Origin of the sequence: Niallia sp. FSL W8-0951 (assembly GCF_038006525.1) — a bacterium.
Taxonomy (GTDB): Bacteria; Bacillota; Bacilli; order Bacillales; family Cytobacillaceae; genus Niallia; species Niallia circulans.
This window is the reverse complement of record NZ_JBBOVK010000004.1, coordinates 12,525-36,626: the sequence shown is the minus strand read 5'-3', so window position 1 is coordinate 36,626 and position 24,102 is coordinate 12,525. Positions and strand designations below refer to the sequence as shown.

The following is a 24,102-nucleotide window of genomic DNA, read 5'->3' as shown; positions in this document are numbered from 1 at the left end:
TAAGTACTTGAAGAACAACTTACAAGATATAGTATCCTTCAGTAAGCACATTATCGGAAGTACCCACTTTTTTGTGATATAGTAACTAAAAAGTAATAAATGTGGAATGGAGAGCTTTAGACATGAAAAAATTTAGTTGTGGGTTTGAAGTGACAAAGGAAGTTATTGGCGGAAAATGGAAAGGCCTTGTATTATACTTTTTAATGAATGGACCAAAGAGAACGAGTGAATTAAAGCGCATTATCCCAAATATAACTCAGAAAATGCTTATTCAAACACTTAGAGAGCTTGAAGCCAGTGGACTTGTGAGCAGAAAGATGTATAATCAAGTACCACCAAAGGTTGAATATTCATCCACTGAACTTGGAGAATCTCTTAAACCTATCTTGCAGGAGCTCTGTCAATGGGGAAGCCATTATGCGGAGCAAGAGTATGCAGAAGGTGAATATGAAATTGTACAACCAGAACAAGTTTCATATCAAGATAATATAATTTCATAGAGATCTAAAGGGATTAGTCATCTTAATCAATACCTTCAGAATAAGGTTTAGGAATACTTGAACGTACTATCAAGATATAATTACATAATGTAATACCGCATTACCTAAAAACACGGAGCTACTTTAGATTAGATGATTCTTATTATTATTTTAACTTTATAGTTTGGTGTATCTGATATATTTTCTAAAATTACAAAAAGAGAAAAACAATATATTAAAAACTATTTCAGATGATACTATTAAAAATTAGTCGAGATAAACTCGGCTATTTTCATTGCTTAAATTTTCTCTTGTTATTCAATTATCCTGCCCTGATAGCGATATTAGAAATACCTTTTTTTAACAAAAAGAAGCGTTAATCCTTCTTAACCTAAATTATGGTTTAAGACAGTAAAAGTCTAATTCTATTATATTCACACGAATATTCACTTTATTTTTGACTGCGTATTTTTCTTGGATATTACCTTTTTATAGACATTCAAATTTTTCTTCTCTGTAATATTTATTAGAATACTGCAGCCCTATAACATTTTCCTATTATAAGTAAAAAAAAGCTATATTATTAGGGTAGGAGTTTACTAATATTTTCGAGTGTATTTACATGTATATTTTTTCTTCTTGCTTCATCAAGAATTAATTTGGCGCTGCGTCCAGTTATAGTATTATTTCCTTCCATTAAAGATCGTGCTGTACTTCCACTTTTAAAGATAAACTTGGACATTATAATCCCTATAATTTTTGGTGATATCGTTGAAAAGTAAAGTATTTAAAGCATCATAACTCATTCCTCGCTCCTTCATTATAGGCTTTAGCTGTCTAAGATTGATGGAAATGTTTCCTAAAGCATCGATAGAATCCATCAATCCTATAAAACTCCCTTCTTTTAAAACTTCTATTTCAACTGCTACATTTAAGAGGAAGTGGTTCAATAAGAACTTTTTAAAGTTAGTCTGCCTTTTAACGCTGAATTCTGCTTGCTCAAATAATGTGTATACTTGCTGTACTCGTTCTTTCGAAGCCATCCCTATATCACCTATTATTATAATAGAAGAAAACGCACCATTAATTGTGTTTATCCCTACTGTTCCCCCGCCAGCAACAGGAAACCCGAATATAAGTTGAGATTGTGGTAATATTTCTGTCTGCTTGATTGGATCCCAAAAATTATTAAAAAACAGTACAGTGGCCTTATTCACCTTATTATTCAATGTTTTTACAACAGAACTAATTTGTTCAATATTGACGCTCACAAAAATCAAGTCATAGTTATGGTTTTGGGGAATTTCATATATTAAGTTAGTTTCCCACGATACATTAATCTTTTTAGACTTCCGTTTCCTCCAATCGTCTAGCTGCAAATTCAGCATTCGCGTATACTTATCTATTGATTCTGATCTAATATAAAAATCAATATTATTTCCATTTTCTTTAAAGATCCAAGCATATTGAGTAGAAATCACCCCACGCCCAATAACTAAGATATTCATTAAATCCCCCTCCAGTTCGTTCATTGAACAGTTGTTGATTTAATAGTATCATTTGTATTACAGGAAACAATCATCAAAAGGCAAGATATGTTGATTAATGAACATGATACTAAAATTGTTGAGGTGTGGAGATGGAAAGAAGAAAAAGGAGAACGCAAAAGCTGATAATAGACACTTTTTTCTTATTACTTAATGAGAAACCGTTTGATAAAATCACAGTAAATCAAATTACAATATTAGCTGATATTAACAGAGGCACTTTTTACCTTCATTATCAGGATAAATATGAATTACTGGAAAAAACCATTAAAACCTATATAAATCAAATGGACCAATACTGTCTTCATAATCAAGAAATGACTATTAACTCACTTACTTTAGCTTTTAATTACTTAAAGGAAAATTACAATTTTATTGAACCCTTATTGAGGAATGAAGGGTATCAACTATTCCAACACGAACTCAAGTCATCTATATCTTCCTTTATTGAAACTTCAGACTTATTTGATCTCCGCGTTGTTAGTATTTTGAAAAGAAGGGCTATCATATCAACTATTCTAGGAACTATTGAATGGTGGTTAGCTGAAGATGAATTGAACACAGCTCCATCAGAAATTGCTGCTGAATTAAAAGATATAATCTTTTCCATCATTACATAAATTTATTATATAATCTTGGTTTAAATATGGGCTGCTTCTCTTGGGGAGTATCGATAGTAAGAACACGAAATACCATTTCCTTTTCTAAAGAGATATTGTTGATTTTTTCGTGATTAACAGCTTTAAACTTTTTGAAAGACTTTTAACCTAACAAAATTCTGTGTTAGTAAGTGCGTAATCATAGTTACTGTCGTGTTTAGTAGGGGATTTATACTTGTGCTATCCGGTAAAGGCTATTAATAGCTTTTCGCCGCAAATTTAATTATCTTGTAAAACTTGAAGCTTTCTCCCCAACTTTTCCTTAACACTAGAACCGTTATTTACATTTTTCGCCTGAACTCCTCCAGCTTGTTTTAAACAATTGCCTGATTTTATTATTTTATAACGATTAAGTCCAACTTCTTTATTACACACATTGCAATAGCTTTTCGGTCAAAAGAAACCCTCTATAATAGGGCGTTGTACCAAATATCTCCATTAAATATACGGTTATTATCTACCAAAACAACTCTTAAGTTCCCAGAAGAACTTAAACGTAATTTTTGTTGATAATACCTTAAAAGTTGCTGCTCCGTACGATTATCGCTTTTATAGTGTAAAATGACTAAACTTTTATTTTCTTTCTCTACCAAGCTTCTGAACATTCCATTTATATGGCCATCATCTCCGTTAAAACCATAACCAATCACACATACTATGTCTGATTCAACAAAATGATCATAAAGATCAACATACTTTCTTGACATACTGACAGAAGTCAAAGGTTTAACACCACTTTGAGTAAACATAAATGGTACAAGAATTCTTCCTTGTCTCTCCTCGGAAGAAGGTTCTGTTAAAATTTCATTTTTGTATGGATCATAGTATTCATTTACACTTCCATTTAAATGATACACAGGTGTTTCTGCGATTTTCGTCCCTGCTAATACCTGTTGTACAAAATTGTTATAATTGGTAGTTCCCACAGCTTTAATATGAAAATAATTTCTTAAATTTATTAAGTCGTGATAATATCCGGGACCATCTGAAATTCTTGTTTCATCAACATGGACTTTGTTAGTAATATATCTTTGAACAGTATGAAGGAATATAGCAATTCGACTAAATTTAGCCCATTGCGCTTTAGGATTATACAGATATCTAAAATGACTATCTATTAAAGCTTGGTAATCCATTGCTTGGCAATAAATTTCTTCTAATATGCTTCTACCAAGTTCTCTAAACACTGTAAGTCCGTCTGTATCTTCCTTTAAATCAATCGAGGTTTCTTCAATTACAATTTCCATTCCAGTTTGTCCAACACCTTGATAATTCAAAGAAAAAACCCCCGATAAATCATCAAATACGTTTAATTCATCAGGTGCTGCAGTAAACAATTCTTCGTTTAGCTGCGAAACAAGACTTTGACCAATTGCTCCAACCAATAATTCCAAAAAAGCCCTTACAATTCTTTTCAAATAACGATCTGTTGGATATTTTTCTAATAATCTTAAGAATGCTGAAAAATAGTCAGATTCAAACAGCAATACACTGGAAGCAAGCTTCTCATTTAACCGAATTGCTTGATTATATCTCATATCACCAATTTGTTCGCCTGTTTCGTTTGTAAACTTATCACGTATTATTGTTTCATTAAACTTCCATTTATTTAACAACTCGGAAACGTTTTCATCAAAATGATCCAGATAATCCAAAATGTTGCTTCTTCTATTTTCTAAACTAGAGGCAATAAGGCCTTCAAACTCTCCTTTTCCAAAAACATTTAATCTCTTACTCGCATAATTATCTGGAAGCCATTGAGTAGCAATCTGTGACCTAGAGTCTAGGCTTTGAATCTGGCTTCTAAATATTTCCTTATCTACTTCATTTGAAACTCTAAATATTTCTAATGCAAATTTCCCTCCTGACGGCAAACCATAACCTATTTCTGCACCTGCTCCGAAAAATACTGATAATGTTGGTAAACTCAAGCATTTTCACCTCATCCATCTATTTTTCTATTATTTTACTTCAATATTCAAAAGGTTACAAAAATAAATTTTTTTAGTAAAACAAGCCTATGTTTTTTCGAAATTTATATCTTCTATGGTATACCTATTTAATGGCACTCACACATTCTCTCACAGTACTTAATTTCTTATATACGTAGTTTTATGAGAAACTAAGCATCCATCCCTAATGAACTACGCTCCATATTTCTTGGAGCCTGATAACCTTTTTCCTATATTCTACTTCTTAGGAAAAACCATGAACAAATAAAACCACATCATTAATACCAAAGCATATAAACGCACAACGAATGCCATCTTAGCTAGCTCAAAGTCCCTTTAAAATAAAGGGGTGATTATGTATATTTAGTAATCAGCAGCCCTCGGTCTTTTTGCCATTCTGCATAAAACACTTCCTTATACTTTTTAATTTTTTCTTGCTTTAATTGTCTATGTAACCACTCTTCTGTTAACCCAGCCAATTGAAGATTTTGAGATTGTAATTTCCCATCCATAATAATTGCAAAGGATATCTCTACTTGTTTAGGAGGTATGGCTAAATCCTGCGCTGTTGGAACACTAAATGCATGTTTTGGTGCAACACTTATTTTCCCGTCTCTTTCCAAAATTACATATTCTGCTTCATAGATAGAAAAATATCCCTGCTGTCTCATAAGCTGCTGTAATTGGTTTAGATCCATATTATTTTTTTTTAGCTGCTTATAAATAATCTCTCCTTTTTCAATTAAGATCGTGGGATTACCTTCAAAAAAACCCCGGAATTTTAGAGATTTTTGCGTTAAAAACTCTACTAGATAAATTAGTAACCCCCATATAACAATGCTAAATACTATCTCCAAAATTCCTGTTCTTCTTTCAAAAATTGCGTCCCCTACTAGGTTTCCCATTACCATGGCCGTGATAAAATCAAAAGGAGTTATTTGTGAAAATTGAATCTTCCCAAGTAATTTAAGGACTATTAATAAAGTTAAGAAACCAATAATCAATTCAACTGTTATGTCTTTGTACATTAGTATTTCCCCCTAATTAAGCCGTAATTTTCAAATCGTCATTTTCCATCTCTCACACTTTTGCACAATCCTAATTCTACATCGTACATATTATGTTATATCCGATTAGTACGAATATCATACAACGGCTTTAAAATGCAAAATTAGGAGCGTGTTCGGAAAAGAAAGTGTGGTAAATAAATGTACTTAAACAATCCTGCCCGTTCGTACAACAACAATAGGCTGCCAAAGCAGCCAAACGATCTTATACTAATGCCCCCATTACTTTAAGGACCATACTTCACATCATCTTTTTGTGTTCTCACCAGATCTTTATATGTTTTATACTTTGCACGTTTCATTTAAAGACGAACAGAGCCATAATGATTTCGCCCCTCAAAAAGAAAAGCAATGATACTCTCATAATAAGGTATAAATTTTTTCAGTTCGATTAGCTCCAAGATTTCCTCTTTAGAAGCCCATTTGGCTGCTTGTACCTCTTCAATCTGTAATGTCAATTCATTCAAATCAAAGTCATATTCAATTAAATAAAAATCATCAAAGCCACGTTCAAAGTTAATAGTAAATTGTGGACGAATCTTTTCAAAGTTATAATGAATCCCCAACTCCTCGAATAGCTCTCTTGAAGCAGCCTGCTGACTTGTTTCGCCTGCAACCGCACTACCACCACAAGTGATATCCCAAAGGTTCGGCCATCCTTGCTTAAAGGATTGACGCTGCTGAATGAGCATTTCACCTTTTGAATTAAATATACATATGTGTACTACTAAATGAAACTCTTCTGGTTTCATTTCATCTCCACGAGTTATTTGTTTCTCTATTTTATAACGATGTTTATCAAATAAATCCCACTTTTCCATTGCAAAACTCCTTATGTATATTATTGTAATAAGGTTCCCAGTATACTATATAATCAGATTATCATCATGAATTTCACAATAGATATTTAAAGAATCGGATAAAAGTTGAGTAACTTTTCCATAACGACGATTAGTAATATTTTTTACTTAGAGTTGAAAGTCCGCAAAAAAAAACTGTCCATCTCCTTATTGAGCTAAAGCACCCGTTCGTATTATAAGGTCATCCAGAGAAACTATTCTTACCCACATATCATTTTATATCAAATAGAGCACCTCCCCAAAAAAAGGCACTCTACACACACGAATCATTGAACTCCTTGTTATTCTTTTCCGCTATATTCTAAAATATTTAAACTCTCAGATGCCTCTGGTGCTTCAAAAAATTTAGTAACATGAATAAACACCGCTTCCGTGTCAAAAGCTGATCTTTCTGGTTGTTCATTACGCCTTTGTGCGATTTGACGTAAGCATTGCTCGTTATTTAGATTAAGGAAAATTAGTTGATGGTTTGCATTGACCTCTGACGCCATATCCAAAAACCACTTTCGCAGTTTTTGAGTGTTAGCTGGAAAATCCATCACTACATCTGTACCAACACTTAATATGTTTTGGACATGCTTTTTCACCAATGGCTTGAGCTGCGCTGAGAATTTTAGATAGTCCTCAAATGATGCAATTTGATTGGGATAAAGAGATGAAAGCCATTCATCCTCAGACAACAGTACCGCATGTTTGTCTATCGCCAATTGCTTTGATTTAGTTGATTTTCCAGCTCCCATTTTTCCACAGAAAAAGTATAGTGTCCCCAATTTTTTCATTTTTTTCAACCCTCTCAATTATTTTAGTTTAAACTTTTTACTTCATGAGTTCCCCATAGTTATTATCCTCTTATTAATATTTAAACGTTAAGATTTATATCCAGTATACTTATTCTACCGATTTCGTTTATTTTCCTTTTTTAGCAAACCCACTCTTTAATTCAATAAAAAGAGATGTCGTAGCACCTTCCGTTCCTAAATATAAGTCTAGTTAAAATATAAGCCTCACATTTAATTTTCATTATAAAAAGATTGACACATAACTGATAATAACACTATACTGTTAACAACAGTAATATATTGATAAAAAGTACATTACATTAAAATTAGGGGGTTCTATCTATTATGAAACATACAGGAAGACATACTGGTGCATTTCTTTTGCTGTTTTTATTGGAGGGAGATAACTATGGGGGAAAACTGTTGCAAAAATGTAAGGAAGAGCTTCCCATCAATCCAATTGATAGCGCCATACTATATCGCACACTAAAAAAATTAGAGGAAGAAGGTGCCATTGAATCTTATCTAGATGTTTCTGATCAAGATAAACCGGTAAGGATGTATAAAATCACTACACTTGGAAAAAGAAAATTAGAAGAATTTCAAATTGATATTCAAGAAAAAATTAAAAATTTATCATTTTTCCTGGAAAAATACAAAAAATGGAATTGTGAAAATAATGGTTAATGGAATTGTTTTATATACGATAGCTGCTATCTATCTGATCCTGTCTTTTATAAAAGACAAATATAAAACAAAGGCAGCCTTATTAAGCTCATGGAAAATGTTTCGCAATGTTTTACCGGATTTATTAGCCATTATGCTCTTCGTTGGACTGGCACTATCTTTATTAACACCGTCCCTTATTTCTTCCATTATTGGGGAAAATTCCGGTTTACTTGGTATCCTTTATTCAACAATCATTGGATCAATTGCTATAGTCCCTAGCTTTATCGTTTTTCCTCTTGGACATACATTAGTTCAAAATGGCGCTGCTCTTCCACAAGTTGCTGTATTAATGTCGACATTAATGTCTGTAGGACTGGCAAGTTTATTTATGGAACAAAAAACTTTTGGTCAAAGTTTTGCTTATGCCCGAAATATTTCTGCCATAGTAATGTCCCTTCTATTTGCATTAATTATTTGGGTGGTGATGACATGAAAAAGTTAAAAAGATATCGGTTCTTTCTCATTTTATTATTAGGCCTTCTGCTTATAGCATTTATGAATCAAACGATTGCTGCAAAAACAGTTCAGTTAACTGGTAAAAATATTTTGGATATGTTAATTCTACTCCCTCCAGTATTTATATTAGTGGGATTATTGGACCAATGGGTAAAGAAAGAAACACTCATTAGATATATGGGGGAAAAATCAGGTATAATTGGTGTCCTCTTCACCTTATTATTAGCAACAGTAGCTGCTGGACCTCTTTATATAGCCTTTCCAATCGCAGTACTTTTATTGAGAAAAGGAGCTAGCGTCCGTTATATAGTGTTTTTTTTAGGGGCTTGGTCAACAGTGAAATTGCCAGTTCTAGTGTATGAATTTACTTCATTTGGCCCTAAATTCACACTTATTCATATTTGTTTCGGGCTCGTGTTTTATTATTTAACAGGAATTCTTTTTGAAAAAATGTATAGCCAACAAAAGTTGCTAAAGTATGATACAACTATCGGAAAATAGATTTAAAGCATTTAGTATTTTAAACCCTACAATTCCAAATTCTTTAGTAGCTGTAGTCATTAAATTGATAACATTCTGTTAGGAACCCCGACTTTTTCACGATAAAATATTATGGAAAGTATTCAGCGAGAATACCATTCGCCAATAAATAATATCTAGTCAGGATTTGATCGTTTAGTATATTGATGTGCGCTCGATTACACCAATAGATTTTATAACTCGAAAAACAGCAAGTATGGATTTGTTGGTAAAAATAGATGCCCTGTTGTTAACTGAATATTTCAACAGATAATTAGTACAACAAATAGGACTGCCCACGGTGCAAAATCTTTTCTGTAGAATGTATCTCCAAACTATATAAGCAATCTGCTGCAAAAAATTACGGGATAGAGCACACAGAAGCATATTCACAATAAAATAATTGAGAAAGCAATAGATTGCTTGGTAACATCAACATTATCGGTTTGTAAAATCGCATACCAAATTAGATTTTAACATACCTAGTCTGTTAGTCTTTTTAAAAGCAATGCCAATAAAACTCCAACGAATTATAGAAACTCATTTAAGTGGGCATTTAATTTAACGTCACATACACTTCACCCAAAATGCCTGTAAGCCTCTTGATCAATCTCCCGGTGGAAGGCAATTATATGTAGTCACTAGTTATCTTGAAAATCGATTTGCAAAGCATGCCCTTGTTTTCATTATGCTGAATCATTAGCAGATAAAAACATAAACATTATTCTTTTTTATACTTAAACTAGAATAATAAGTGTATAACTTATTCATAACTTTGCCTCAAAGGAAGTTAAGTTTTTAATATATTATAATAGTTTACAATAAGGATATAAACCTTTTTATGATTAAGCATAATTCAGATGGAAGGCGTATTGATAAAGCAACCTATTTCACTGAGGATGCGGATGATATTGTTTGAAAACCATTCTAATGAAGAAACTACACATTACAGTTATGACCAACATGCAGATCTAAATCAAACTTAAAACTTGATAGAAAACTTAAGGCACCTAGAGATTGGTATGACCCAAAAAGACTTTCTCTCACCTCAAGGATCGGTACCTGTTCGATATTCTATCCAATTCATAGGCAATATTGAAGGTTTACAAGATATTAAAGATTATATGAGGTGTATTAATGGCAAATATCGAGGATTTTTTAAAATTAGATATCCGTGTTGGCACTGTGATTAAGGCAGAGCCATTTCCAGAAGCACGAAAACCCGCAATAAAATTAGAAATTGATTTTGGTAATATTGGTGTTAGACAGTCTTCAGCTCAAATAACACGCAGATACAAGGCAGAACAACTTATTGGTAGTCAAGTGGTAGCGATAGTAAATTTTCCTCCAAGGCGAATTGCAGGTTTTAAATCTGAGGTATTAGTAATTGGTGGTATACAAGGGAGAGATGACGTAGTGCTTTTAAAACCAGACCAACCTGTTAAAAATGGTACCCCAATCGCTTAAGAATAAATATACTGCCCTTTCTGGTATTGACGGAAGAGCCTGTCCATTTGATTAATAAATGGGTAATCAGGCTTTTTCTACATAACAGATTACAAAGGAACATTCATTTTATTGAAGAATTGTAAGAAGAAAACTGTTTAGATAAGAATACTTGAATATATCAAAAGCGGGGTACCTATGGTATGTATTAAAGACAACTTTTGGTAGAGTCGAAATACCGAAGCAGGGTATTTATTACAGGAACGCTGCCACCATATTGCTAAGTGAATGATTAGATAGCTCATTAATTTTAATTATTTAAGCCATTTTTCATTTTAGAATATGGCTAATTTCTTAATTTTGTGGAGTTTTACACTTATACTAACCTGCCCCGTTCGTACCATAGCCAAAAAAGGGAATTAATCCTTCATGGATTAATTCCCAATAGTTCAATGAGGTTCCAAATTTATTATAAATTCTTTTTAAATAAAACCCTATCTTGATTTGGTCCGTCATAGTCCTTATACACGGGAACTCCATCTACGACTGCATCTCCTTGTTCAATATCAAAACCCATATTAGTATGAAAGGAAATTGAAACTTTATTAATAGGTGAAGTTACACAATGGATTATACTAGCACCTTTTTGTTTAACCACATAAAAAAATTTGTTATAGAGTGTTTTTCCTACACTGTGTTTTCTATATTCTGGATGTACTCCAACGAAATGAATATACGCCTCTTCAGAATTTGATTGTGATAAAAACCCAATTAGAAACCCTACTATTTTTCCATCTTTTTCAGCAATAAAACTTGTATCTGTAAAATGATCAAAAAAGAGCTTTGGTAACTTATCAGCCATTTGTCTTCCACCCCACCATTGATTTAGTAATGGCGAGATTTCATAGTAATCTAAACTGTTTACTGAACGAATCTCCATTTTTAATCCCCCTACCTTGTATGTTATATTTACCCACTCCTATACTAATTACCAATTTTAGCACATCTTTTATTCACTTCTGATCAACTAACCTCCCCTTTAGCGACACAAGAATATCGCTAATCTGTAATTAAGATATTGCATAAACTCCAGTTAATTCAATACGAAAATAGCAACTACAGGATGTATGGAATTATAAATCTGCATACCATTTTGTAGGTTTATCAAATTTTCCACAGCCATTTTCCACTTTAGCAACATAGAATAGGCCACTCTTTTCTTTAAAGAAAGCCTCGGTTATTGATTATGTATAATTATTTTGTAGTTGAACTTATTTATATACACCTTTTCTTTTGAAAACCCAATCTTCTAAGGCATCTTCGTGTTGTTTAGTGAATAATTTCGGTATTTTATTTATTGGAAAGTACTTCAAATCCAATGTCTCAATACCATCTGCAGTAAGTTCCCCATCAATTGGCTTACATTGAAAAAAGTGAGTAATAGTCTGAGCTTTATCTCCGTTCGGAAACTCACCAGAATATTTAGAGTAGACACCAATAAGATGTTCAACCTTAACATTTAATCCTGTCTCCTCAAGAATTTCTCGTTTTGTTGTTTCTTCAAGAGATTCTCCTAGTTCCATAGCACCGCCTGGAAAACCCCACTCATTTCTATCTCCCCTTTTTTGTAAAAGAATCTCATTTCGTTCGTTATAAACAATACCTCCAGCAAAATTAAGAATAATTAAATCTTGTCCCACTTTTCCACGAATATAGCGAATGTAGTCACTGGATGTAGTCATAAATTTCCTCCTATATAAAAAATACAAGTTAATTATATACCAAATAGAAGAAAATGGTATTTCAAGTTATATTTTTCCGTCTTCCACTAACCTTTTATTTAAGGATGATTTTTTAACTTCCATTTCTAATAAGATTTAATATTAAATTCATTAGGATTGATTATAATAAGGCAAATAGGAACTGATATGTAAAACAAATTATTTAAAGTCTTCTTTAGATATTGCTATTGAAGGGTAATGCCCAATTTGGGTTAAATCCACATCAAAAGGGACACTGTAAACCATATAGTAGTTGTCATCGTTGACTACAGAATTTATTTCCTCGATAAAACTTCTAGCTTTGTTAGAATCTGTAGTTGCATAAACTACAGCGACAACACCAGCCCCCTCTTCCATCCATCCTTTTAAAATAAGTTTCAATGGATTACTGTCTTTCAATGCAGTCTCTATCATATTCATATATTCGTTCATTTGAATCCTTCCACCTTTCTAAATAATAATTAGAACACTCCTTATCCCCATCAAATTTATATTACCATAGCAATACCTGAGTTTTAATGCATTAACTCTATACTGTTAATTCCTTCTCATACTAACCTCCTTTAGTGCAATAAGAAAATGCGATACCTCCATATTACAAAGTGTTGCTATAGTAACATAAGAGCCGCTCTACACCGAGAAATTTTTTTACCTAAACTTGTTATTTTAAATCCATTTTTTCGGTAAAATCTTACTGCTTCGTTGTCTGTTATAAAGAACCTATGTTAATGTTTATAAGACTATAAATGGTATAAAATATATAGTTAGATGGTTCAACCTGCCCGTTAGCCCTAAAATAAAAAGACTTCCTTTTTATTTTAGAAAGCAGCCAATAATTGCAGAAAAGACTATTAGGGCTGACCCCTCACAAGGCCATCCTAATAGTCTTTTTCCTAAATTGTATTTTTACCAATTAATATATCCAAATCAACAGTTATTTGAGCCGAATCCTTAATTAAAAAAGATTTTATTTGTTCCTCTGTTGTTGACCAAGTCAACGGAGTCATTTGAACCAACCATTCAATTGAGGATTTATTAAGGTTCATGGTATAGCTTAATCTTGAACATTCTACAAATTGAAAACTCTTCTTAAATCTCTCCATAGTCTCTGCATTAGAGTAAAACTGTTTTTCGTTTTTTTGAAAAAGATGTTCTCTCAACTCTTTTAAGTAACTATTTTGAGGTACAATTTTGATTACTATACCATTTGGTTTCAACAATCTATCAAATTCAGCATAATTTGAGGGTGATAGGATATTCAGGATAACATCAAATTGTTTAAATTTAAATGGTGTGTTCGCGAGATCAGCCACAGCCCAAATCTTATCAGAATAGTTCTTAGAAGCTACCATAATTCCTTCTTTAGAAATATCTATTCCTACTCCTAATACACTTTTGAAAAAGTTGGAACGAATAATTTCACAAATATTAGAAAGATGTGAACCTTCGCCACATCCCGTATCAAGAATAGAAATTGTTTCTTTTGTCTTAACAAGATGTTCCATAATAAACTTTGCAATTGCATGGCTTAATGGTGTAAAAAATTCCCCTTGGGTAATAAGTTTTCTTCTTGCTTCAAAAAGAGCTTTGCTGTACTTAGTATTTACTGAGTGAGTCATCAAGTTCAGATATCCTTGCCTTGCAAAATCAAATGTATGGTGATTTAAGCAGATTAAACTTTTAAAATCGATAACCTGCATAGACGATCTACATATTGGACAAGCAAAAATGTTTTCAAAATTACTCACATATTTCGCACTCTTTATTCTTTTATTTTCTTTTAACAAAGAAGTCACCTCATTCATTCGTTTTTAGATAAATGAAAAAGGCATAGACAAATAAACCCTCATCAAATTTTTTTGAAAATTCGAGTTGGATTTTATCCAAGTCTATACCCTTTCTATCTATAGCGAATGAATTGAATAATCATGACACTAGCTCCTTTATCCATGTGCAGCATTAAGCCTCACAGTAAATAATAACGAGTCTTTCGAAAATTGGCAAGACTATAAAGCACATAAGAAAAAGCTATCTCTCATATGTAAGATAATTTCTGCTTACGCAGAAATTATCAGCCCTTATCCTTCAAAAATATTCCTTTCTTAAAACTTTTAAGAAAGGAATATTTTATCTTAAATTTGAAACAATACCTTTGTATAAGTCAAAAAAAAGGGGACCCATAATGGACATAAAAAAATTAGCCGATCATGAGTCATTGGATCTACATGAAGTTATTAATTTTAAAACCCTATGCTTAGCGAAATCAAAACTAATGCAAGGACTGGTATTTGATCAGGATTTGAGAGCATTAATGCAAAAAGATGTTCAGCAATCCATCCAAGCGCTTGGAGAATTACAGGAAATTTATCAACGCGCACCTTTTGAAGCTCCTGTTCCTCAAAACCGACCTACACCAATAATAAATTGAAAAGGAGGTAAATAAATTGAATCAAGACTATTTAGACCCTATTAACTCTCTACACATGCCTGAGTTAGCAGATACCACATTTGCGATGGATTTCCTCCTTCGTGCCAAAGAAGGTGTTCGCAATATTGCTGTCGCATTAACGGAGTCTGCATCACCTGATGTTAGAGCCCTTCTACGAAACCAGTTAATGCAAGGTATTGCCATGCATCAAGAAATTACGGAACTAATGATTGATAAGAAATGGTTCCATCCATACGAACTAAGTGAACAGTATAAACTAGATCAGCTCTCTGCCAACAATACATTGATGATTGGCAAAATGAATCTATTCCCGGTTGAGACCAATAGAAAAGGTATGTTTGACCGGACACCTGATGAACACTAACACTGGAGGCTATATATCATGAAGGCAGTTACGTATCAAGGTATTAAAAATGTTGTAGTCAAAGAAGTTCCAGACCCAAAAATTGAAAAACCAGATGACATGATTATTAAGGTAACGAGTACAGCAATATGTGGGTCTGATTTACACTTAATTCACGGCATGATTCCTAACATGCAAGAAAACTACGTTATCGGCCATGAACCAATGGGAATAGTCGAAGAAGTTGGTCCAGGTGTGACTAAGGTGAAAAAGGGAGACCGAGTCATTATCCCCTTTAATATAGCTTGTGGTGATTGCATTTATTGTAAAAATAATTTGGAAAGCCAATGTGATAATTCTAATGATAATGGTGATATGGGTGCCTATTTCGGATATTCTGGTACGACTGGTGGCTATCCTGGTGGGCAAGCCGAATATCTAAGAGTACCCTTTGCCAACTTTACTCATTTCAAAATTCCAGAGACTTGTGAAGAACCGGATGAAAAGTTAGCTGTCATTGCGGATGCCATGACTACAGGTTTTTGGAGTGTTGACAACGCAGGCGTCAAAAATGGAGATACAGTTATTGTTCTTGGCTGTGGTCCGGTAGGTCTTTTTGCTCAAAAATTCTGTTGGTTAAAAGGAGCAAAGCGAGTCATTGCCGTTGATTATGTCCATTATCGCCTCCAGCACGCCAAGCGAACTAATAAAGTAGAAATTGTTAACTTTGAGGACCATGAGAATGTAGGAAGTTATCTAAAAGAAATCACTAAAGGCGGTGCAGATGTTGTCATCGACGCTGTTGGTATGGATGGTAAAATGACAGATATGGAATTCCTCGCGAGCGGTTTGAAACTTCAAGGTGGAGCATTAAGTGCATTTGTCATAGCTTCACAAGCTGTGCGTAAAGGCGGGACAATTCAAGTTACTGGCGTTTACGGAGGCAGATACAATGGTTTCCCTTTTGGAGATATTATGCAGCGAAACGTGAATATCCGCTCTGGACAAGCACCGGTAATTCATTATATGCCATATATGTTTGAATTAGTTTCGACGGGAAAAATTGACCCAGGAGATGTCGTGAGTCATGTACTTCCACTTAGTGAAGCAAAACATGGATATGAAATTTTTGACGCGAAACTGGATAATTGTATTAAGGTCTTGTTGAAACCTTAAGGAAGGAGATAAAAAAATGAACTATGCTTTACATGAAGTTCTTGAAGTCCATGAGATATCTACATTTAAAACCACTTGTTTGACTAAATCAAAAACGATGAGAGCGTTAGTTACAGATCCGCAATTAAAAGATATTATGCAGTTAGACATTGATGTGTCTACGAGACAATTACAAGAATATGCTTCAATCCTTTCGAACGCTAAGCAGTAATTAGGAGATGAATATACATGAATCCAATCATTGAAAATTTAACTGGCATGAACGCACTATCCGACCAAGTAGTTACAATGGATTTATTAATTTCAGCTAAAAGTGGAGTTAGAAATTATGCCATGGCAGTTACAGAGGCAGGTACACCAGAAATTAAAGAAATGCTCACTCGCCATTTAGTGGAAGCTCTTGATATCCATGAACAGATATCCGCTTATATGGTAGAAAAAGGATGGTATCATGCTTGGGATACAAACGAACAAATTAGTTTAGATTTAAATAATATCCAAACAGCATTGAATTTACCGACATTATAAAAAATTCTAAGGTACAGTTTATAATTTACCAAATAAACTGTTCCTAAAAATATTTTAAGTTTTTTACGCCGGAAGTAAGTTAATACTTCTGGCTTACTTATGTTTGTTTTACACTATATTAATGAAAATAATTAATTAACTATTTTATTATGAAAAGGTCGGAGCAGGATTTTCATCAACTTTGAGACGAAGTAAACTATAAGGTTTCTGTCGTAAGTCTTTTCCATAATGAAATCTAGGCTGCCGATGTAATTGGTTCACAATGACATACAAATATTGATCCGGACCAATTGAAAAAGTATCCGGCCACAGAATTCTAGGATCATGGGCAATAGTTTCCATTATGCCATTTGGCAATATTTTACGGATACTGTTGTTTTCATAATCCCCCGCATAAACATTTCCCTTTGCATCAGTGATCATTCCATCAGATGCACCTTTTTCTCCCCAATACTCCAGATGATAACGTAAAGCCATGTCTGGTATATTTCTGTCTCTCAAGGCTTCTGTTGAAATCGAAAACAAATGACGACTGGTTAATGGCGCAAAAAATAACCTCTTTCCATCGGGAGATATCGCAAGACTATCAGATGCCAATCTAAATGGAGAAGTTGAACCATCTTTGTTTCTATTCATCAAAATTTCGCCTTCTACTTTCGGTAAAAAGTAAGGATCAGGCGAAGTTGATTTTGCACCATTTAACCGTCTAAACGCGTTCCCACTTGATAAATCTACAACAATAATAGCTCCTGGTCCTTTTGAAGAAGAATCCGTTATATAGGCATAACCTGCTTTTCCAACACGAAAATCAAAACGGACATCATTCATATAAGTTGTAGGCAAGACAACATCTTCTGTAAAATTATATACTTTCCTTATTGTATTTGTTTCTAAATCAACAGCGACTAGTTTTGCTTCACCTTTAATAGGTTCAGAAAAATTTGGTGCTGCTGTATCTAATATCCAAAGCGTTCCTCTACCATCTGCGACTACACTTTGGACGCTGATGAAAGACACTTTGTTATTCGCAGGGTTAAACAAATTAGTTTCATAACTAGGATAAGGCTGCAATTTCCCCCCAACAATTTCAGCTACAGTAAATTTAACAAGGTCTCCCCACTTTGGAAAGCAAATGAAAACGCGACCGGTTTCTGATACACTAACACCTGTAGGCATAGCTCCATAAAATGAATATACTAGTTCTAACTTACCGAAATATTTTTCCATAGGTAATAGTGGTTCCATTATATCCTCCTCATCAAAATAAAACTGGATACCATTTATATATGATTAAATTTCTTTCTAGTGCATGGTTCATACAGTGTATTTAACCAAACGAGAAAAACAAACTAATTAAAAACTGAATTGGAGGAACGAACGTATTAAATCACGTTTCTCTTAGGAAACTCTTACTAGTTTTTTATCTGGAACTTTACCTAATATATAATCTTTACCTTTTATAGTATCCAAGCCATAAACAAAGCTGACTCAATACCTAATTCCATTTACTTTTGGTATTAAAAACGTACCAAAAGAAATCATAATTAACCTCAAGCCTTTTCGAATACTGATTTAGCATTAATTGTATAACCGACTATTAAATTCCGGCAGCTACTTGGTTCAAAACAACCAACAAATCGTAAAAGTTTATTAATTTTACCCATTCTTTCATTTGTATAAAGCTCTTTCCATGTTTCCCCCCAAAGTACTGCTGCACTTACTCAAAAAATGAAATAATTACCTTCTTTAATTATTAATAAACAAAATATATTAGGTTATTCTAACTATATAAGGCAAATATGAAGGAGGAATTTTTTTTTTGAATCGTTTACGTGAATTTGACAAGATTCTACACGGTAGAAAAGAGAATACTGATTCTTTAATTAATTATTGGACAGACTATTCTAACCCTTCTACGTGGCAGTTCTGGTTTTTAATTGTTATTCTTTTAATCCCATTGGTTATTCTTTATATCAAAATGGACCGAAGTAAAGTATATCTAATTGGTTTCTATGGATATAATGTTCATGTTTTTTTTACATTCATCGATTTATACGGTATAAATCGAGGGTATTGGCATTACCCTTATCAAATTATCCCTGCACTGCCAAGCATCTCATTGGACACCTCCATGGTCCCTGTGGCTTTCATGCTTATTTATCAATGGACATTAAATAAGCATAAAAATTATTACCTATACTCTATAATAACTGCTGCCTTATTTGCTTTTATTTTAAAACCTATTTTAGTAAGTATTGGTCTTTTTAGAATGTATGGTGAAATTAATTATTTCCATTTATTTTGGGGTTACGTATTAGTACTTCTGATAGCAAAATTTATAACTTGGTTATTTCATATATTACATAAACCTAATTACTCAACTTCCAATAGAGAATAGGAAAAACACTTATAAAATATGGGTTCTTTTCCTATATTTTTGATTCCAAACATTTAATAAGTATATATTATCAATTATGGTTTTATATGAAAGAAATCCCCGCGTTTGTTCAAGTCAATTATTTCACAAACTTTTTTTATTTTACCTCGCTATAAGCTCTCCGGAACCATAAATAAGGAAAGGTGAATTTGAGTACTTCAAATTCACCTTTCCTTATTTAGTTAAAGCTGGTTATATTCCAGCCTTAGACTCATTGCATTTCTATATAAATTCATTTAGCTTGTTTGAATTAATTCAAAACTTTCTTTTAAAGGTAAATCTTCACTACTAGAACCGATATAAACATCAAATTGACCAGGCTCGCTAGCAAAGCTTAAATCACTTCGATAAATTTTCAATTGCTCCTCTGTAATTGTAAATGAGATTGTTTTCACTTCGCCTTTTCTAATAAATACCTTTTTGAAGTCTTTTAGTACCTTTACTGGTCTAGCAGTACTGCCAAACTGGTCTCTTATGTAAAGCTGCACAATCTCATAACCGTCATAATCCCCAGTATTTTCAACCTCAACTGTTATAATTAATTCATCATGGCTATTTTGCCTTATTAACTTTTTATTAAGTGAGACAGAGTTATACTGATAAGTTGTATAAGATAATCCATAGCCAAAAGAGAATAATGGTTTATTAGATTCATCAATATATCGTGAAGCAAAGCGATAAAAAGCATTTTCTGGCAGATCTGGTCTCCCTGTGTTTAACTCATTATAATAGATTGGTATTTGTCCAACACTCCTTGGGAAAGACATCGACAGCTTTCCTGATGGATTACTTATCCCATAGAGAATATTCCCTAAAGCCTTACCTCCCATAATACCAGGAAACCAAGCCTGTATAAGAGCATCTGAGTGTTTTTCTACATCAGTTAAAATTAAAGGACGCCCACTATAAATGATAGTAATTATTTGTTTATTTAATTTTTTTATAGCTTCGAATAATTTTTGTTGAGGTTTAGGTAATGTAATCTCTGTACGTGATCCACCTTCACCACTCTGAAAAATACTTTCACCTAATGCTAGTATTACAATTTCAGAGTCCTTTGCTAAGTTAACAGCTTCTTCTATTAATTCATCATTACTTATTCTTTTATTTGGAATTTTATCTTCAAATTTTCCAAGTAAGTGTGCAGTTTCCTTCTCTATTAAATGTGATCCTCTGCAAAAAGGATTCTTATTATTCCCTACAATCTCGTTTATCCCATCTTTCAGTGTAATAGTGTCATTTGTGTCGCCTTTTATAGCCCACATACCAAGTGTTGATTTTTCATCGTGATATGGACCAATAATTGCAGCTTTTTTGCCCTTTTCTAATGGCAAGATACCATTATTCTTTAATAAAACAATCGATTCCTCACTTAACATTAAAGCAATTTTTTTATGCTCAGAACATAAGATACTAGAGTTTTCTGCTGATCTTTCTTTTAATCCTCTATATGGATCTTCAAATAAGCCCAGATCATTTTTTAAGGATAAAATCCTATAAACCGCTTTATTTAGTAAATCCAGCATTTGCTCATTGTTATTAACAATTGCACCTAATTCATTAGCAAAAACCGATGTTTTCATATCAATATCTACTGTTGCTTTTAATGCTAGCTGCGCTGCTTCTTTTGGTCCATTAGCATATCCATGAGTAATTAATTCCTCAACAGCTGCATAATCTGAAATAAGAACTCCCGCGAATTTAAATTCATCTCTTAATATCATCTTATTTAACCACTCGTTACCGGTTGAAGGTACGCCATTTAAAGTATTAAATGCCGTCATAACAAGCTTAACTTTTGCTTTTACTGCCGATAAGTAACTCGGTAAATATACCTCCCGCAATGTATGCTCAGACATATCTACTGCATTATACTCACGCCCTGCTATAGGAGCTCCATATGCTGCAAAGTGTTTAACACATCCAGCAATTTTATCTTTCGGTATTTTTTGCTCGGAATTACCTTGAAGTCCTTTTATTACTCTTTCTGCAAATAATTCGGCCATAAGCGTATCTTCTCCAGGAGATTCCATAACACGGCCCCATCTTGGATCTCTTACAATATCAACCATAGGAGAAAATGTAACGTGTAATCCTTCTTCATACGATTCCTTAGCACTAATGGAAGCTGCTTCTTCTATTAAATCAAAGTTCCAACTACAAGTTTGTGCCAATGGAATGGGAAAGATAGTTCTAAATCCATATATAATATCTGCCATAAAAAGCAAAGGGATTTTATGGCTTGAGTTTTCTAAATATTTCTCTTGAATTTTAATTATTTCATGAGCATTAGTAATATTTAGGATTGATCCTGTATGATAAATATTATAATTTTCATTTAATCCTAATTTTTTTATTGGACCAGTTATCGTTTCTTCCGTTTCATTAGTAAAAAAATCTCCAGTTAATTGCACAAGTTGACCGATTTTTTCCTCAACGGACAGAGAATCGATTAAAGCCATAACTTCATTTTTTTGCATCGATACTCCCTCCTTATTATTTTGTTTTTGGGTGATCTTTATATCCAAAAAGATAGGTAAGAATAAATGCCACACCAAACCCGATTAGGGATACTAATAAATATCCAAAAATTTGACTATTCAGAAATAGCAAAGTCCCTGGAATAGCTGTGATAGACATTCCTGTGGCTGATAAGTGCATTAACCCAGCTACAAATCCACCAGCAGCACCCCCTATTAATCCCATAATAAAAGGCTTCCCGTATCTTAATGTAACACCAAAAATAGCTGGCTCAGTAATTCCTAGTAATGCAGACATAGTGGAGGGATATGCAATAGCCTTAGTTTTCACATTTTTTGATTTAACTGCGACTGCAAATGCAGCTCCTGCTTGAGCACAGATCGAAGCAGTACTTATCGGGTTAACCAAATTTTTTCCTGTATCAGCAAGCATTTGGATTTCAATTAAATTAAGAGGATGGTGCAATCCTGTTATAACGATTATTTGATTAATCCCACCATAAATTAAACCACCAATACCAAATGGTAATTCTAAAACATATGTTACTGCATGTAATAATAATAATTCTACTTCATGAAAAACAGGGCCAATTAAGAAAAACGCTAAAACTATCATGATTAATAAAGTGAAGAACGGAGATAAAATTAAATCAAGAGCACTCGGCACTCTTTTTCTAATAAATCCTTCCACCTTTGCTCCCAAAGCCCCAACAATAAATGCAGGAAGAACAGAACCTTGATAGCCTGCAACTTTTATAATTCCGAAAAATTTTAAAGGCTCTGCTACATTTTGTGCAACATCCCATGATGTGGGCAGACTTGGATGTACAAGCATTAGCCCTAACAGAATTCCTAATAATTGCGAACCTCCAAATACTTTGAAAGCAGACCAACAAACTAATACAGGAAGAAATGCAAAAGCAGTATCTGTTAATATTTGAGTAAACTTAATAAAATTATCTGAAATATGGTCTGGCGTTAAACCAAATACTGCGAGGATATCAGGTTGTAAAATCAATCCTCTTACACCCATAAATAACCCAGTAGCTACCAATGCCGGTATAATTGGCACGAATACATCTCCGAACAAACGTATCATTCTTAAAAAGATATTATCATCTTTATCTGAAGCAATCTCTTTCAATTCAGACTTTGTTGTTCCCGAAACGCCTTCTTGCAACATCGCATCATAAACATGATTTACTGTACCCGTTCCAAAAATAATTTGATATTGACCAGAAGTAAAGAAGAAACCTTTAGCAAAATCAATATTTTCAATCAATTCATCATCAATTATATCCCTATCTTTTACAATTAATCTTAGCCTAGTAGCACAATGAGCCATCGAAATAATGTTGTCAGTCCCACCAATACCACGTATTACTTCTTGAGCAATATTTTTATAATTTTTATTACTCATTTCTCCCCCTCATTTCTGTTTATTAATTATCAAAAACACGTGTAATTTAGCTAACCACACAAACAAGGATAACAGGAATACGTTTACATTACGTTGCATTTTCTTACTAATTAAGGGTCATTTTTTGACCTTTTATAGTATTTGGGATTAATATTCATGGTTGATCGAAAATAGTTTCTAAATGATTTTACATTTGAAAAACCTGATTCATAGGCAATTTGTGTAATGGTTTTATCTGTTGTATTCATAAGCTCAATTGCTTTTTCTAAACAAAGATTTCTTTTAAAATCTATGAAAGTCTGTCCAGTTATTGTATGAAATAATCGAGAGAGATACGCTTCAGAATATCCACAGGCATTGGCAATTTCTTTTAAGCTAGGATTATCTTTATAGTTATTTTTCAGATGCCTTATTACAATTTCAAGCTGCTTCAATTTTAATTGTTTGCGATTATTATCTTCACATTTCCCATTAGCTCCAGAGGAAAAATTTGTTACCAACAAATATTTTAGATGAAGTATTTTACTCTGTTCTAATAAGTAGTCATATTCGTTCGTCGATACATGGTATTCTATAATTTCAGTTATTATTTTCCTAGTATAGTCTATTACTTGCGCATCATATTTGTTTTCGCAAGTGCTTAAATGAATCGATTTATTTTCTTCTTCAAGAAAATTTCCAGGAAACTGAATGATGCATACATTATTATGAGTTATACTTTGGGTAGAATGTGGGGTATTAGAATTGATTAATAGCAAATCTCCCTTTCCCAGGGTAACAATTTTTCCTTCATACCAGACTTTTAGCTTTCCTTCTACACAATAAATTAGTTCAGGACTATCATGCCAATGCATAGGGATAATTCTTTCTGTATCTTTGGCTTTGAATGAGAAAAATTTTATTGTTTTTTTCTGATTTATTTCAATATATTCATATAGTTCACCCATCAGTAATTTATCCTTTCGCCCCTATTAAATATTTTCCATACATTATAG

Annotated in this window: 25 protein-coding genes; 12 read left to right on the top strand and 13 right to left on the bottom strand. The window is 33.1% G+C overall.

The window, feature by feature from the left end; translation table 11 throughout:
* The first annotated feature begins 122 nt into the window (after positions 1-122).
* Complete coding sequence (locus NSS71_RS24625) at positions 123-500, top strand: winged helix-turn-helix transcriptional regulator (RefSeq protein WP_047942800.1); 378 nt, start codon at positions 123-125, stop codon at positions 498-500.
* A 701-nt stretch (positions 501-1,201) separates the two neighbouring features.
* Here NSS71_RS24625 and NSS71_RS24620 read toward each other — a convergent pair.
* Complete coding sequence (locus NSS71_RS24620) at positions 1,202-1,987, bottom strand: ketopantoate reductase family protein (protein ID WP_047942801.1); 786 nt, start codon at positions 1,985-1,987, stop codon at positions 1,202-1,204.
* Between the two features lie 131 nt (positions 1,988-2,118).
* Between NSS71_RS24620 and NSS71_RS24615 the strand changes: the two genes are divergently transcribed.
* Positions 2,119-2,646: a TetR/AcrR family transcriptional regulator gene (locus tag NSS71_RS24615; RefSeq protein ID WP_047942802.1), complete on the top strand. Its 528-nt coding sequence runs from the start codon at positions 2,119-2,121 to the stop codon at positions 2,644-2,646.
* A gap of 446 nt (positions 2,647-3,092) precedes the next feature.
* Here NSS71_RS24615 and NSS71_RS24610 read toward each other — a convergent pair whose 3' ends face one another.
* The 4 genes from NSS71_RS24610 to NSS71_RS24595 form a co-directional block, all read right to left on the bottom strand.
* Positions 3,093-4,616: a hypothetical protein gene (locus NSS71_RS24610; RefSeq protein WP_341152127.1), complete on the bottom strand. Its 1,524-nt coding sequence runs from the start codon at positions 4,614-4,616 to the stop codon at positions 3,093-3,095.
* 374 nt (positions 4,617-4,990) lie between these two features.
* On the bottom strand, positions 4,991-5,665 hold the full coding sequence (locus tag NSS71_RS24605; RefSeq protein WP_341152126.1) for a DUF421 domain-containing protein: 675 nt from the start codon (positions 5,663-5,665) through the stop codon (positions 4,991-4,993).
* 341 nt (positions 5,666-6,006) lie between these two features.
* Entirely contained in the window at positions 6,007-6,525 is a 519-nt protein-coding gene (locus tag NSS71_RS24600; RefSeq protein WP_328282854.1) for an NUDIX hydrolase, read from the bottom strand.
* 320 nt (positions 6,526-6,845) lie between these two features.
* Positions 6,846-7,343, bottom strand: a complete 498-nt coding sequence (locus NSS71_RS24595) for an AAA family ATPase (RefSeq protein WP_047942806.1) — start codon at positions 7,341-7,343, stop codon at positions 6,846-6,848.
* Between the two features lie 345 nt (positions 7,344-7,688).
* Between NSS71_RS24595 and NSS71_RS24590 the strand changes: the two genes are divergently transcribed.
* The 4 genes from NSS71_RS24590 (at position 7,689) to csaA (ending at position 10,514) form a co-directional block, all read left to right on the top strand.
* Positions 7,689-8,030, top strand: coding sequence for a PadR family transcriptional regulator (locus NSS71_RS24590; protein WP_047942807.1), 342 nt, complete (start codon positions 7,689-7,691; stop codon positions 8,028-8,030).
* On the top strand, positions 8,023-8,505 hold the full coding sequence (locus NSS71_RS24585) for a hypothetical protein (RefSeq protein ID WP_047942808.1): 483 nt from the start codon (positions 8,023-8,025) through the stop codon (positions 8,503-8,505). The genes NSS71_RS24590 and NSS71_RS24585 overlap by 8 nt, the downstream gene beginning before the upstream one ends.
* Positions 8,502-9,029, top strand: coding sequence for a permease (locus NSS71_RS24580; RefSeq protein WP_047942809.1), 528 nt, complete (start codon positions 8,502-8,504; stop codon positions 9,027-9,029). Before NSS71_RS24585 ends, NSS71_RS24580 begins: the two co-directional genes overlap by 4 nt.
* 1,155 nt (positions 9,030-10,184) lie before the next feature.
* Positions 10,185-10,514, top strand: a complete 330-nt coding sequence (gene csaA, locus NSS71_RS24575) for a chaperone CsaA (RefSeq protein ID WP_095258702.1) — start codon at positions 10,185-10,187, stop codon at positions 10,512-10,514.
* 448 nt (positions 10,515-10,962) lie between these two features.
* On the opposite strand, the gene NSS71_RS24570 is transcribed toward csaA, so the two are convergent.
* From NSS71_RS24570 to NSS71_RS24555, 4 genes are all read right to left on the bottom strand, one after another.
* Positions 10,963-11,433 carry a GNAT family N-acetyltransferase gene (locus tag NSS71_RS24570; RefSeq protein WP_341152125.1) on the bottom strand — a complete coding sequence of 157 codons (471 nt, stop codon included), beginning with the start codon at positions 11,431-11,433 and terminating at the stop codon, positions 10,963-10,965.
* 331 nt (positions 11,434-11,764) lie between these two features.
* Positions 11,765-12,235, bottom strand: coding sequence for an NUDIX hydrolase (locus NSS71_RS24565; RefSeq protein ID WP_341152124.1), 471 nt, complete (start codon positions 12,233-12,235; stop codon positions 11,765-11,767).
* A gap of 198 nt (positions 12,236-12,433) precedes the next feature.
* Positions 12,434-12,706 carry a hypothetical protein gene (locus tag NSS71_RS24560; protein WP_172885222.1) on the bottom strand — a complete coding sequence of 91 codons (273 nt, stop codon included), beginning with the start codon at positions 12,704-12,706 and terminating at the stop codon, positions 12,434-12,436.
* A 461-nt stretch (positions 12,707-13,167) separates the two neighbouring features.
* Positions 13,168-14,061 (bottom strand): putative RNA methyltransferase, encoded by an 894-nt coding sequence (locus NSS71_RS24555; RefSeq protein ID WP_341152123.1) that lies wholly within the window; start codon positions 14,059-14,061, stop codon positions 13,168-13,170.
* 395 nt (positions 14,062-14,456) lie between these two features.
* Here NSS71_RS24555 and NSS71_RS24550 point away from each other — a divergent pair, with 395 nt between their 5' ends.
* From NSS71_RS24550 to NSS71_RS24530, 5 genes are read left to right on the top strand one after another with little or no spacing between them, the layout of a single operon-like run.
* Positions 14,457-14,702 (top strand): hypothetical protein, encoded by a 246-nt coding sequence (locus NSS71_RS24550; RefSeq protein WP_047942817.1) that lies wholly within the window; start codon positions 14,457-14,459, stop codon positions 14,700-14,702.
* Between the two features lie 16 nt (positions 14,703-14,718).
* A complete protein-coding gene (locus NSS71_RS24545) occupies positions 14,719-15,087 on the top strand; it encodes a spore coat protein (protein WP_047942818.1) in 369 nt (122 codons plus the stop codon).
* Between the two features lie 18 nt (positions 15,088-15,105).
* Positions 15,106-16,242, top strand: coding sequence for a zinc-dependent alcohol dehydrogenase (locus NSS71_RS24540; RefSeq protein ID WP_047942819.1), 1,137 nt, complete (start codon positions 15,106-15,108; stop codon positions 16,240-16,242).
* 16 nt (positions 16,243-16,258) lie between these two features.
* On the top strand, positions 16,259-16,453 hold the full coding sequence (locus NSS71_RS24535; protein WP_336045160.1) for a hypothetical protein: 195 nt from the start codon (positions 16,259-16,261) through the stop codon (positions 16,451-16,453).
* A gap of 17 nt (positions 16,454-16,470) precedes the next feature.
* Positions 16,471-16,770 carry a spore coat protein gene (locus tag NSS71_RS24530; RefSeq protein WP_047942823.1) on the top strand — a complete coding sequence of 100 codons (300 nt, stop codon included), beginning with the start codon at positions 16,471-16,473 and terminating at the stop codon, positions 16,768-16,770.
* Positions 16,771-16,917: 147 nt separating this feature from the next.
* Here NSS71_RS24530 and NSS71_RS24525 read toward each other — a convergent pair whose 3' ends face one another.
* Complete coding sequence (locus tag NSS71_RS24525; RefSeq protein ID WP_336045159.1) at positions 16,918-18,015, bottom strand: L-dopachrome tautomerase-related protein; 1,098 nt, start codon at positions 18,013-18,015, stop codon at positions 16,918-16,920.
* A gap of 574 nt (positions 18,016-18,589) precedes the next feature.
* On the opposite strand from NSS71_RS24525, the gene NSS71_RS24520 reads away from it, so the two are divergent.
* The gene (locus NSS71_RS24520; protein ID WP_336045414.1) at positions 18,590-19,168 is read left to right on the top strand and encodes a CBO0543 family protein; all 579 of its coding nucleotides are present in this window, start codon (positions 18,590-18,592) and stop codon (positions 19,166-19,168) included.
* A 275-nt stretch (positions 19,169-19,443) separates the two neighbouring features.
* On the opposite strand, the gene bglX is transcribed toward NSS71_RS24520, so the two are convergent.
* The 3 genes from bglX to NSS71_RS24505 form a co-directional block, all read right to left on the bottom strand.
* Positions 19,444-21,687, bottom strand: a complete 2,244-nt coding sequence (gene bglX, locus NSS71_RS24515; protein WP_341152122.1) for a beta-glucosidase BglX — start codon at positions 21,685-21,687, stop codon at positions 19,444-19,446.
* Positions 21,688-21,703: 16 nt separating this feature from the next.
* The gene (locus NSS71_RS24510; protein WP_047942829.1) at positions 21,704-23,107 is read right to left on the bottom strand and encodes a sucrose-specific PTS transporter subunit IIBC; all 1,404 of its coding nucleotides are present in this window, start codon (positions 23,105-23,107) and stop codon (positions 21,704-21,706) included.
* A gap of 110 nt (positions 23,108-23,217) precedes the next feature.
* Positions 23,218-24,054 carry an AraC family transcriptional regulator gene (locus tag NSS71_RS24505; RefSeq protein ID WP_047942830.1) on the bottom strand — a complete coding sequence of 279 codons (837 nt, stop codon included), beginning with the start codon at positions 24,052-24,054 and terminating at the stop codon, positions 23,218-23,220.
* Positions 24,055-24,102: the final 48 nt, after the last annotated feature.

Coding starts and splice junctions, on each gene's coding strand:
- NSS71_RS24625 (WP_047942800.1), top strand. CDS start 123: ATGAAAAAATTTAGTTGTGGGTTTGAAGTGACAAAGGAAGTTATTGGC.
- NSS71_RS24620 (WP_047942801.1), bottom strand. CDS start 1,987: ATGAATATCTTAGTTATTGGGCGTGGGGTGATTTCTACTCAATATGCT.
- NSS71_RS24615 (WP_047942802.1), top strand. CDS start 2,119: ATGGAAAGAAGAAAAAGGAGAACGCAAAAGCTGATAATAGACACTTTT.
- NSS71_RS24605 (WP_341152126.1), bottom strand. CDS start 5,665: ATGTACAAAGACATAACAGTTGAATTGATTATTGGTTTCTTAACTTTA.
- NSS71_RS24600 (WP_328282854.1), bottom strand. CDS start 6,525: ATGGAAAAGTGGGATTTATTTGATAAACATCGTTATAAAATAGAGAAA.
- NSS71_RS24595 (WP_047942806.1), bottom strand. CDS start 7,343: ATGAAAAAATTGGGGACACTATACTTTTTCTGTGGAAAAATGGGAGCT.
- NSS71_RS24590 (WP_047942807.1), top strand. CDS start 7,689: ATGAAACATACAGGAAGACATACTGGTGCATTTCTTTTGCTGTTTTTA.
- NSS71_RS24585 (WP_047942808.1), top strand. CDS start 8,023: ATGGTTAATGGAATTGTTTTATATACGATAGCTGCTATCTATCTGATC.
- NSS71_RS24580 (WP_047942809.1), top strand. CDS start 8,502: ATGAAAAAGTTAAAAAGATATCGGTTCTTTCTCATTTTATTATTAGGC.
- csaA (WP_095258702.1), top strand. CDS start 10,185: ATGGCAAATATCGAGGATTTTTTAAAATTAGATATCCGTGTTGGCACT.
- NSS71_RS24570 (WP_341152125.1), bottom strand. CDS start 11,433: ATGGAGATTCGTTCAGTAAACAGTTTAGATTACTATGAAATCTCGCCA.
- NSS71_RS24565 (WP_341152124.1), bottom strand. CDS start 12,235: ATGACTACATCCAGTGACTACATTCGCTATATTCGTGGAAAAGTGGGA.
- NSS71_RS24560 (WP_172885222.1), bottom strand. CDS start 12,706: ATGAACGAATATATGAATATGATAGAGACTGCATTGAAAGACAGTAAT.
- NSS71_RS24550 (WP_047942817.1), top strand. CDS start 14,457: ATGGACATAAAAAAATTAGCCGATCATGAGTCATTGGATCTACATGAA.
- NSS71_RS24540 (WP_047942819.1), top strand. CDS start 15,106: ATGAAGGCAGTTACGTATCAAGGTATTAAAAATGTTGTAGTCAAAGAA.
- NSS71_RS24535 (WP_336045160.1), top strand. CDS start 16,259: ATGAACTATGCTTTACATGAAGTTCTTGAAGTCCATGAGATATCTACA.
- NSS71_RS24530 (WP_047942823.1), top strand. CDS start 16,471: ATGAATCCAATCATTGAAAATTTAACTGGCATGAACGCACTATCCGAC.
- NSS71_RS24525 (WP_336045159.1), bottom strand. CDS start 18,015: ATGGAACCACTATTACCTATGGAAAAATATTTCGGTAAGTTAGAACTA.
- bglX (WP_341152122.1), bottom strand. CDS start 21,687: ATGCAAAAAAATGAAGTTATGGCTTTAATCGATTCTCTGTCCGTTGAG.
- NSS71_RS24510 (WP_047942829.1), bottom strand. CDS start 23,107: ATGAGTAATAAAAATTATAAAAATATTGCTCAAGAAGTAATACGTGGT.
- NSS71_RS24505 (WP_047942830.1), bottom strand. CDS start 24,054: ATGGGTGAACTATATGAATATATTGAAATAAATCAGAAAAAAACAATA.